General features: G+C 63.9%; 2 protein-coding genes (1 of these 2 running past the window's edge). Both read left to right on the top strand.

Annotated elements, in window-relative coordinates; translation table 11 throughout:
• Positions 1–8,877: the 3' portion of a non-ribosomal peptide synthase/polyketide synthase gene (locus tag M1D68_RS17220; RefSeq protein WP_457967882.1), read on the top strand. It extends 4,599 nt beyond the left edge of the window; the window shows 8,877 of its 13,476 coding nt (coding positions 4,600–13,476); its start codon lies beyond the left edge, outside the window; its stop codon occupies positions 8,875–8,877.
• On the top strand, positions 8,874–12,086 hold the full coding sequence (locus tag M1D68_RS17215; RefSeq protein WP_457967880.1) for a non-ribosomal peptide synthetase: 3,213 nt from the start codon (positions 8,874–8,876) through the stop codon (positions 12,084–12,086). The genes M1D68_RS17220 and M1D68_RS17215 overlap by 4 nt, the downstream gene beginning before the upstream one ends.

Raw genomic sequence — 12,086 nt, 5'->3', positions numbered from 1 at the left:
GTGGTGCAGTGGGCGCTGTTGGATGAGGACGAGCGCCGGCACATGCTCAGCGACTGGAACGCGACGGCGCAGCATTACCCGCTCGACCGCAGCGTGCAAAGCCTGATCGAGGAGCAAGTGCGCCGGACCCCGGACGCGCCTGCGCTGGTCTTCGGCGAGCAGCGCCTGAGCTACCGTGAACTCAACGCCCGGGCCAACCGTTTGGCCCATCGGTTGATCGACCAGGGCGTCGGCCCCGACGTGCTGGTGGGCATCGCCGTGGAGCGTTCCGTGGAGATGGTGCTGGGGCTGTTGGCGATCCTCAAGGCCGGCGGCGCCTACGTGCCCCTGGACCCCGAATATCCGCGCGATCGCCTGGCCTACATGTTCGACGACAGCGGCATCGGCTTGCTGCTGACTCAGCGACATTTAATCGATTCCTTACCGATTCCGGTAGGGCTGCGCAGCCTGGTGCTGGACCTGCCCGATGACGGCTTGTATGCCAACCGCGTCGGCAATCCAGGCGTCGAAGTCCACGGCGAAAACCTGGCTTACGTGATCTACACCTCCGGCTCCACCGGCAAGCCCAAGGGTGCGGGCAATCGCCATCGCGCCCTGGTCAACCGGCTGTGCTGGATGCAACAGGCGTATGGCCTCGATGCCTCGGACAGCGTGCTGCAAAAGACACCGTTCAGTTTCGACGTGTCGGTGTGGGAGTTCTTCTGGCCGCTGCTGACCGGTTCGACGCTGGTGGTGGCCGCGCCGGGCGCCCACCGTGACCCGGCGCAGTTGATCGACTTGATCACGGCCCAGGGCATCACCACGCTGCACTTCGTGCCGTCAATGCTCCAGGCGTTTATGCAGGACCCGCGCGTGGCCGAATGCACCGGTTTGAAGCGGATCGTCTGCAGCGGCGAAGCGCTGCCGGTGGATGCCCAGCAGCAGGTGTTCGCCAAATTGCCGAACGCCAACCTGTACAACCTCTACGGCCCGACCGAGGCGGCCATCGACGTCACTCACTGGACCTGTGTCGAGGAGGGCCGCGACAGCGTGCCCATCGGCCAACCGATCGCCAACCTCGGCACCTACATCCTCGACGATGAATTGTCGCCGGTTCCGGTGGGGGTGATCGGCGAGTTGTATCTGGCGGGCGAAGGGCTGGCGCGGGGTTACCACCGACGCGCGGCGTTGACCGCCGAGCGCTTCGTCACCGGGCCGTTCGGCCATGGTCAGCGCTTGTATCGGACCGGCGATCTGGCGCGCTATCGCCCCGACGGCGTGATCGAATACGCCGGGCGGATCGACCATCAAGTGAAGATCCGTGGCCTGCGCATCGAGTTGGGTGAAATCGAAGCGCGCCTGGCCGAACACGATGCCGTGCGCGAAACCGTGGTCCTGGCCCAGGACGGCACGCTGCTGGTGGCTTATCTGGTGCCGGCGCGCGCCGAGCTGCTCGCCGCCGATGGCGCCGTTCGCCAGGCGCTGCAAGCACGCCTCAGGGAACATCTGAGCCAATCCTTGCCCGACTACATGGTGCCGCAACACTGGGTGTGGCTGGAAAAAATGCCGGTCAGCCCCAACGGCAAGCTCGAGCGCAAGGCACTGCCCAAGGCCGAGCCGAGCGCCCATCCCCAGGCCTACATCGCAGCCATGACGGCGCAGCAGCAGACGCTGGTCGATATCTGGCAAAGCGTGCTTGGACGCGAGCGCGTGGGTGTGACCGACAATTTCTTCGAACTGGGCGGCGATTCGATCATCTCCATTCAGGTGGTGAGCCGGGCCCGGCAGGCCGGCCTTCATTTGAGCCCCAAGGACCTGTTCCTGCACCAGACCATCCAGGGTTTGGCCGGCGTGGCGACAACGGGAGACGGCGGGCCGGTCATCGACCAGGGCCCGGTGACGGGCGAGGCGCTGCTGCTGCCGTTCCAGCAGTTGTTTTTCGAGCAGGCCATGGCCGAGCCCCATCACTGGAACCAGTCGGTACTGCTCAAAAGCGTGCGGCCGGTGCACGCCGGGCATCTGGAGCAGGCGTTGCAGGCCGTGGCCGAACATCACGATGCGTTGCGCCTGGCCTTCGCCCATGAGGATGGCGCCTGGATCGCTCGCCATAACACCCTGGCCGATCACCGTGCGTTGTGGCAACGCTCGCCGCTGTTGTGGGCCGCCGAGGTTCCCGACGCGCCGGCCCTCGAACGCCTGGCCGAACACGCCCAGCGCAGTCTTGAACCGGGCAGTGGCGCGCTGCTGCGCGGTGTCCTGGCGACCTTGGCTGATGGCAGCCAGCGGTTGTTGTTGGTGATTCATCACCTGGTGGTGGACGGCGTGTCCTGGCGGGTGCTGCTGGAAGATTTGCAACAGGCATACGACCAATTGCAGGCCGGCCAGATGCCGACGTTACCGGCCAAGACCACGTCTGCACAGACTTGGGCGCAACGGTTGCATGCCCATGCCAGCAGTGCGGCGTTGCAAGGCCAAGTCGCTTACTGGCAGGCGCAACTGGACGGCGCTCGCCCCGACCTGCCTTGCGACTACCCCCACGGTGATTTGCGTAGGTGTCATGGGGCGCAAGTCCAGACGCGGCTGGACAAAGCACTGACACAACGATTGTTGCAGCAAGCCCCGGCGGTCTATCGCACCCAGGTCAACGACCTGCTATTGACGGCGCTGGCCCGGGTGATCGGCCGCTGGACTTCCCAGGCGTCGACCTTGATCCAGTTGGAAGGCCATGGCCGCGAGGCCCTCTTCGATGATGTGGACCTGAGCCGCAGCGTGGGTTGGCTCACCAGCCTGTTCCCGGTGCGTCTGACCCCGACGGCGACCGCCGAAGGCTCGATCAAGGCGATCAAGGAGCAACTGCGGGCGATCCCCGACAAAGGGCTTGGCTTCGGCGTGCTGCGTTATCTGGGCGATGAACCGACGCGTCGTGCCCTCGCGGCACTGCCGGTGCCGCGCATCACCTTCAATTACTTGGGGCAGTTCGACAGCGGCTTCAACGAAGCGGCCAATGGGCTGTTTGTCCCGGCCAGCGAATCGGCGGGCGCGGCGCAGAGTCCATTGGCACCGCTGGATAACTGGTTGACACTCAATGGCAGCGTCTATGCCGGCGAGTTGAGCATCGATTGGAGCTTCAGCACGCAGATGTTCGACGAAGCGACGATCCAGGCGCTGGCAGAGGATTACGCTCGGGAATTGCGGGCGCTGATCGACCACTGTTGCCAGACCGAACGCCACGGCTTCACGCCGTCGGACTTCCCCCTCGCCGGGCTGAACCAGGAGCAATTGGACGCGTTGCCGCTGGTGGCGCGAGAGGTGGAGGACCTTTATCCGCTGTCGCCGATGCAGCAGGGCATGCTGTTTCACACGCTGTACGAGCAACAGGCCGGCCACTACATCAACCAGATGCGCGTGGAGGTCCAAGGGCTGGACGTCGAACGCTTCCGCCTGGCCTGGCAGGCGGCCACGGATACCCATGACGTGCTGCGCAGCGGGTTTGTCTGGGACGGCGATTTCAAGCATGCATTGCAGGTGGTGTACAAGCGCGTCGACGTTGTGTTGCAGCTTGAGGACGGGCGCGCAAATGCGGACCTGGCTCACTATCTGGAAAACCTCGCAACGGCCCAGCGCCAACAAGGGTTTGCCCTGGACGCGGCGCCGTTGTTGCGGTTGGTGGTCGTGCGCGTGGCGGACGATCGTTATCACCTGATCTACACCTGCCATCACATCCTCATGGACGGCTGGAGCAATTCGCAACTGCTTGGCGAAGTGCTGCAACGCTACAGCGGGCAGTCCGTCGCCGTATCGGGCGGTCGTTATCGGGACTACATCGCCTGGCTGCAACGCCAGGACGCGGCGGTCAGCGAAGCGTTCTGGAAACCTTTGCTGAAACGCCTGGAGGCGCCGACGCGGCTGGCTGACGCGGTGGCCAAACCCACGGACGCTGGTGTTGGTTATGGCGATCATGTGCAGGTGCTGGACGAAGCCCTGACCCGTCGCCTGGAAGCCTTCGCGCGTGCCTCGAAAGTCACGGTGAACACGCTTGTGCAGGCGGCGTGGTTGCTGCTGTTGCAACGCTACACCGGTCGGGAAACGGTTGCCTTCGGTGCGACGGTGGCCGGTCGTCCGGCGGACCTGCCTGGCATCGAGCAGCAGATCGGTTTGTTCATCAACACCTTGCCGGTGATCGCCAGCCCTCGGGCCGAGCAGTCTTTGGACAGCTGGCTGCAAGCGGTGCAAGCGCAGAACCTCGCCTTGCGCGAGTTCGAGCACACCGCGTTGCTGGACATCCAGCGCTGGGCCGGGCAGGGCGGCGACGCGTTGTTCGACAGTTTGTTGGTGTTCGAGAACTACCCGATCGCCGAGGCCTTGGAGCAGGGCGCACCGGACGGTTTGCGCTTTGGTTCGCCGATCACTCAGGAGCAGACCAACTATCCGTTGACGCTGTTGGTGGGGCTGGAGCGGCAGTTATCGGTGCACATGAGTTATCAGCAGGCGAGTTTCTCGGCGGTTACCGTGGAGCGGTTGGCGGGGCATTTGGCTCAGTTGCTCGGACAGATGACGGCTAATGGCGAGCGCCCGTTGGGTGAGCTGTCGATGCTGGAATTCGATGAACACCAGCGCCTGATTCATGACTGGAATCCGGTGGATGCGCCGTTCGAGCAAGACCTATGCATCCATCAATTGATTGCCCGCCAAGCGGAAAACACCCCGGACGCCTTGGCGGTGACGTTCAATGATATTCGCCTGAGCTACAGCGAACTCGACGGCCGCGCCAATCGTCTGGCCCATAAACTGATCGAGCTGGGCGTCGGCCCGGAAGTGCGCGTGGGCGTGGCGATGCCGCGCTCCGAGCAACTGCTGATCGCCTTGCTGGCGGTGCTCAAGGCTGGCGGCGCGTACGTGCCGCTTGACCCGGATTACCCGGCCGAACGCGTGGCCTACATGCTCGACGACAGCCGGGCGAAGGTGCTGTTGACCGAGCAGGCTGTGGCGCAGACGTTGACCGTTCCGGCTGGAACCGAAGTGCTGATGCTGGATCGGGTTGAATTGACCTCATATCCCTTAAAAACACCGGACACAGCGCTCACACCAGATAACCTCGCCTACGTCATCTACACCTCCGGTTCCACCGGTAAACCCAAAGGCGTGGCCATCGCCCACCGCAACGTTCTGGCGCTGATCGACTGGTCGAAAACCGTCTACAGCCGCGACGACATCCAAGGCGTACTCGCCTCCACCTCGGTGTGCTTCGACCTGTCGGTGTGGGAGCTGTTCGTGACCCTGGCCAACGGCGGTTCGCTGATCATCGCTCGCAATGCCCTGGAACTGCCGCACCTGCCGGCCCGCGACCAGGTGCGCCTGATCAACACCGTGCCCTCGGCCATCGCGGCGTTGCAGCGCAGTGGGGATATCCCGCAGAGCGTGCGCATCATCAACCTGGCCGGTGAGCCGCTAAAGCAGAGCCTGGTGGATGCCCTCTACCAGGTTGGTGGAGGTGTTGAGCATGTCTACGATTTGTACGGCCCATCGGAAGACACCACTTACTCAACCTGGACCCGCCGCACCCAAGGTGGCACGGCCAACATCGGTCGCCCACTCAAGCACACCGCCAGCTACCTGCTGGACGCCAACCTGCAACCGGTCCCCCAGGGCGTGTCGGCTGAGCTGTACCTGAGCGGCGCGGGCATCACCCGGGGTTACCTTGGCCGCGCGGCGATGACCGCCGAAAAATACGTGCCCAACCCGTTCTCCACCACCGGCGAACGCCTGTACCGCACCGGCGACCTGTGCCGTTATCGCGACGACGGTGCGCTCGAATACCAGGGCCGCATCGACCATCAGGTGAAGATCCGTGGTTTCCGTATCGAGCTGGGGGAAATCGAGGCGCGACTGCTGCAACAGCCCGAGGTCAAGGAGGTGGCGGTGCTGGCCCAGGAAGGGCCGGGAGGGCAGCAACTCGTCGCCTACGTGGTGGCCTTGCTGGACGCCGACACCCTGCGCGATCCACTCAAGGCCCGCCTCAAGGAGCATCTGCCCGACTACATGATCCCGGCGCACTGGCTGTTCCTCGATCACCTGCCGTTGACCCCCAACGGCAAGCTTGACCGCAAGGCGTTGCCGGGTGTGGAAACCGGGGCGACGCAAAACGGTTACGCGCCACCCGCAAGCGAACTGGAGCAACAGATCGCCGACGTCTGGCGCGAAGTCCTGGAAGTGGACCAGGTCGGTCGCAACGATCATTTCTTCGAGCGCGGCGGTCACTCATTGCTGGCGACCCAGGCCATCTCTCGGCTGCGCAAACTCACGGGCTATCCGCTGAGCTTGCGTGATCTGTTCGATCATCCACGCCTCAGCGCATTGGCGGCGCTGATGAGCGGGACCGGTGATGCAAGCGTGCGCGCCGGCGACTCCAGCAAGGTCCGGCTCAAGGCCCACGGGCCAAGGCAATCGGCTCCGCTGTCGCTGGTGCAACGGCGGTTGTGGATCGCCGAGCAGCTGTCCGGTGGCACTTCCGCGTATGGCATGCCCATGGCCCTGCGCTTGTGCGGCGAGTTATCGGTCGAACGCCTGATGAGCAGTTTTGCCGAAGTGACGCGCCGTCACGCTGTACTGCGCACCGCGTACGTCCAGGACGACGAAGGCGATCCGCTGGCGCTGATTGCCGACGAAGTCCGGTTGGATTTCCCGCTGGTCGATCTCTGCGATCTATCGCCCGGTGCCCAGCTGGAACAGGTGGCCCAGGCGACGCTGGACAATGCTCGCACGCCGATCGACTTGGAGCAGGCGCCGCTGCTGCGTGGGCGAATCCTGCGCCTGAACCCCACCGAACACGTGTTGTTGTACGCCATGCACCACATCATTTCCGATGGCTGGTCGATGGGGCTGTTGATCAACGAACTGGTGCAGATCTACGAAGCCGCTTCGCGCCATGAACCGATGCCGCTGGCGCCGCTGGAGGTCCAATACCATGACTTCGCCCTCTGGCAACAGGCGTTGGAAGAGCAAGGCGTTCTGGCGCGCCAGGCCGACTATTGGAAGCAACGGCTCGATGGCTACAACGGGCGTCTCGACCTGCCGCTGGACAACCCTCGCGGGCAGACCTCGTCGTATGAGGGCGATGCGTTGCAGTTCGAACTGTCTGCCGGACTCAGCGCGGCATTGCGGCAGTTATCGAGCGAAGCCGGCGTCACGCTGTACAGCACGCTGCTGGCCTCGTTCCAAGTGTTGTTGCATCGCCTCTGCGCCGCGCAGGATCTGGTGGTGGGCGCTGACGTGGCGGGGCGCGAGCAACCGGAGCTGGAGCGCTTGATCGGCTTCTTCGTCAACGTATTGCCGCTGCGCTCGCGCTTCGATGCGGGCATGACGTTCACGCGGTTCCTGGCCCAGACCCAGGACGACTTGCTCGGCGCGCTGGAGCATCAGGACTTGCCGCTCGACCAGATCGTCGATGCCTCGGGCGTGCCTCGTCACAAAGGCATGAACCCGTTGCTCCAGGTGCTGTTCGTGATGAACAACGTGCCGGTGCGCACGCGCTCCATGGCGGGCTTGAGCGTGGAGTTCCTGCCAGCGCTGCAGAACCATTCTAAATTCGACATGGCATTGTTCGTTGACGAAGAAGAAGGGCAATTGCGCGGTAATTGGCAGTTCGCCACACGCTTGTTCGGACATGGGCGCGTCCGGTACCTGATCGGGGCCTGGACGACCCTGTTGGAACAGATCGTCGCTGATCAGGATATTCAATTGGGAGCTATCAGCATGCCAGTCGACAACGTGGCGACAGCCGCCACGCCTGCCAACGTCCCGGGGCCCAAGGCCGACAAACTGGGCAAGTTCCTCAAGCGATCGGCGACACCGGCCGCGCGGCCGCGTCCGGCGCTGGTGCGTGAATCCCTGGTGGCGGCGCCACAGCGGTTCCCATTGATGCTGGAGCCCGGCGACCCGCACCTCGACGTTATCGAGTGGATCCGGCAGAACCGGCCATTGATCGAGCGAAAGCTGGCCGAACACGCTGGCATCCTCTTCCGTGGTTTCGAGCTGGACGGCATCCAGGGTTTCGAAGCGTTCGCCGAAGCGATTCAACCGGGGTTGTACGGCCAGTACGGCGATTTGCCGAAAAAGGAAGGCGGCAAGAACACCTACCGTTCCACGCCATACCCGGAACGCAAGATGATCCTGTTCCACAACGAGAGCTCCCACCAGGATCGCTGGCCGCGCAAGCAGATGTTCTATTGCGAGCAAGCGGCGCCCGTGGGCGGCGCGACCCCGGTGGTGGACTGCCGCCTGATGTACGAAAAACTGCCGGCGGACCTGCGCGAAAAATTCGAGGACAAGGGGCTGCTCTACGTACGCACCTTCACCGACAAACTCGACGTGTCGTGGCAGCACTTCTTCAAGACCGAGGATCGCCGCGAAGTGGAGGCCCGTTGCCGGGCCGGCGGCATCCAGTGGCGTTGGCTCGATAACGATGAATTGCAAACCCGTACGCCAGGGCCGGCAATCATCACGCACCCGATCACCGGGGAAAAATCTTTCTTCAACCAAGTGCAGTTGCATCACATCCATTGGCTGGAGCCGGACGTGCGCCAGGACCTGTTGTCGATGTACGGCCTGGACCGCATGCCCCGGCATGTCTACTACGGCGACGGCACACCGATCGAAGACGAGGTGATGGCGCGTATCGGTGAGTTGTACGAAGCCTGCGCGGTGCGTTTCGACTGGCGCAAAGGCGATGTGATCCTGCTGGACAACATGCTGGTGGCCCATGCCCGCGACCCGTTCGAAGGGCCACGCAAGATCGTGGTCGCCATGGGTGATATGTACGACCACGCCAGCCTGCAACGGCCCGCGACCGTCGGGCAATCCGCCCGGGGCGTATTCAGTACCGAGGAAACCGGAGCATGAACGAGGTGATGATGGACGTGCAGGACGCGGGTTTCGCCCTGGCGCCCGAGCAGCAACGGGTCCTTGAGCAATTGTCGGGCACGGTGACCACTGGCGAGGCCTTGCGTTGGGTAAGCGTGGCTATCGACGGCGACCTTGACCCGCAGCGATTGCAGGGCGCTTTCGACAGGCTGGCGACGCAGCAGCCGATGCTGCTGGCGCGGTTGGTCAAGGTCGCAGGTTTCCACGGCTTGCGTCAGGTTGCCCAGGCCGGGCGCTTCCCGCTGACGATAAACGCAAGCGAACAGCCCGTTGCAGAGGTCCAGGCACAGGTCAACGAAACCCTCGGCCGGGCGTTCGTGGTCGGCGAATCGGCTGGCGTCCAGGCGGTGCTTTATCGTTTGGCGCCACGGCAATGGCAACTGCTGCTGGGCATCGCCCGCTACAGTGCCGATGCGCCATCGATGAACCTGCTGCTTGGACAGGTACGGCAAGCGTATGCGGGCCAGTGCTCGGAAGACGAAGCGCCGGGAGAGTTCGCCCAGTACCTGGAATGGCGCAGCGAAGTGGTCCTGGATGAAGATGCCGCCACCGCGCGAACCTATTGGCAGCAACATCTGCAAGGATTGCAGGCGCAGATCGACACGCCATGGCTGGCGGCACGCCGCGCCGGCAGCGGGACCGTCGATGCCCGTGTTTCATTGGAGCTGGAACCGGTCCGGCGCGATGCTTTGCAGCGCTTGGCCGATGAGCTCGGGCAACCGTTGGAGACGTTATTACAGGGCGCATGGTGGGTGCTGCTGGGACGCCTGAGCGGTTCCGACCAGGCACTGGTGGGCGTGCGTCACGACAGCCGCAGCGATTATGACTACTTCGCCAGCGCCATTGGCGTGTTCGAGAAGACCCTGCCGCTTTGCGTGCCGTTGCCCCCCAACGCGCCGTTCAGTGAGTGGCTGATGCAGTTGGCGGCGGGCCTTGAGGCGCATCGCACCTGGCAGGAATATTGGGTGCCGGAACTGGCACCTTACGCGGCGTATCCGGCCTATGGTTTCGCGATCGGTCGAGCAAGTTTCGTCCACAGCGACGCCGGTTTGAAGTGGCAGGAGTCTTTGCCTGTCCGGACCGATCCGCTTGAGCTACTGCTGCAGGTTCGATTGGAGGATGCCCAGCAGCTTGCCGCGATCGACCTGCAATACGCCGACGCTCGTTATTCGAAAGCCACCGCCAGCACCGTGTTGGAACAATACGACGTGCTGCTGGCCTCTATCCTGGCGGATGCGCAAACGCCGCTCGCGCAGCTCAACCTGCTGGGCCGCAGCGAGGAACAGCGCTTGCGCGCGATCAACCCGCCGATGCAAGTATTGAGCGATAACCGCTATCTGCCGCAACGCATCGCGGACCTGGCGCTACGGACGCCGGAGGCCATCGCGCTGACCGACGCCCACCAGTCCTTGAGCTACGGCCAGTTGAATGAGCAGGTCGAACGCGTGGCCCTCGGCCTCCAAGAGCAAGGCCTGAGTAAGGGCTCGATCGTCGCCCTGGCCTTGCCGCGCTCGGCGGATCTGGTGATCGCGATGCTGGCGGCATGGCGCATCGGTGCGGTCTATCTGCCGCTGGATATCCAATGGCCCCAGGCCCGTCAGGCGTTGATGTTGGAGCAGGCGGGCGCCGCAGTGGTGGTCACCGATGCGGCGCACCTGCCGGCGTGGCAGGACCCGCCATGTAACGTGCTGACGTTGGCCGGGCTGAGTCCGTCGAGCGAGCCCTTGCCGGCGCTGGCGACCAAGGGCAACGACATCGCCTATGTGTTGTTTACGTCCGGCTCCACCGGTGTGCCCAAAGGCGTGGTGATCGAGCATCGGCAATTGCTCAACTACACCGCCCAGGCCAGCCAGGCGTTGGCGCTGGATCAGTGCACACATGTCGCCTTCAGCTCCACCGTGGCGGCGGACCTGGGCAACACGGCGCTGTTTGGCGCGCTGTTCAATGGCGCGACGCTGCACGTTGCCAGTGACGAGCAGATGCAGGACGGCGCGTTGTTTGCCACGTTCATGCGGCGGCAACAGATCGATTGCCTGAAAATCGTGCCATCGCACCTCGCGGCATTGCTCGACAGCGAGCAGGCGACATTGCCGCGTACCCTGGTGCTCGGCGGTGAGCCGATTGCGCCGACATTGATCGAGCGCATCGCTCGGTTGCGTAGCGATTGCCGAGTGTTCAACCACTACGGGCCGACGGAAGCCACGGTCGGGGTAATGATCCATCCGGTGTCGCTGGAGGGTGCCGCTGAGGATTGTTCGGCGCTGACCCAGGTGCTGGGCAACAATCAGGTTTATATCCTGGATGCTGATTTACGCCTGGCACCGGTGGGCGTGCCGGGTGAGTTGTACTTGGGCGGGGCGCAACTGTGCCGGGGTTATCTGAACGCCGGGGCCGATGGACAAACGTTCATCCAGAGCCCGTTCGATCCGGCGCAGCGCCTCTACCGCACGGGTGACCTGGCGCGTTATCGCCCGGACGGCGGCATTCAACTGCAGGGGCGGCGCGATCAGCAGGTCAAGGTGCGGGGCTTTCGTATCGAACTGGCGGAAATCGAAGCCCAGCTGCTGCGCCTGCCACAAGTAACCGAGGCGCTGGTGGTGCCAGCCACCTCGGCCGAGCAAGGTTTGCTGGCATTTATCGTGGCAGCGCAAGGCTTGCCTACGGATGTGCTGGACACCGTGCGCGCCGAGCTGAGCGCACGCTTGCCCGGCGTGATGGTGCCGCAGCATTGGCACCTGATCGAACGCTTTCCACGGCTGGCCAACGGTAAGATCGATCGCCAGGCGTTGCAGCACTTGGCCGTCGCGACGAGCGATGAAGAGGGCGTCGCACCCCGTGATGGACTCGAACAATTGCTCGCTGCGCGCATGGCCCAATTGCTTGGGCTCGAACGGTTGGGCATCGATCGCGACTTCTTCGCGGCCGGCGGTCACTCGCTGCTGGTGATCAAGTTGGTGGCCGGTATTCGCAAGCTGTTGCAGTGCGACATCCATCCGGGACTGGTCTTCGATCATCCGACCGTGGCGTCGCTGGCGACGGCCTTGCGGGCGGAGGAGAACAGCCCGGGACAACTGGAGAAAATCGCCCAGGCCCGCCTGCGCTTGGAGGCGATGAGTCCCGAAGAAAAGGCTCGACTGACCGAACAGGCTCGGCAACAGCAGGCGGCCAAAGCGGCGCAGGGTCGTTGA

The sequence above is a fragment of the Pseudomonas sp. R4-84 genome (assembly GCF_054130985.1).
The sequence above is the reverse complement of the archived record's forward strand: the minus strand, read 5'-3'. Positions and strand labels throughout refer to the sequence as shown.

Excerpts from the sequence above, each read along its gene's own strand:
- M1D68_RS17215 (WP_457967880.1), top strand. The coding sequence starts at position 8,874 with ATGAACGAGGTGATGATGGACGTGCAGGACGCGGGTTTCGCCCTGGCG.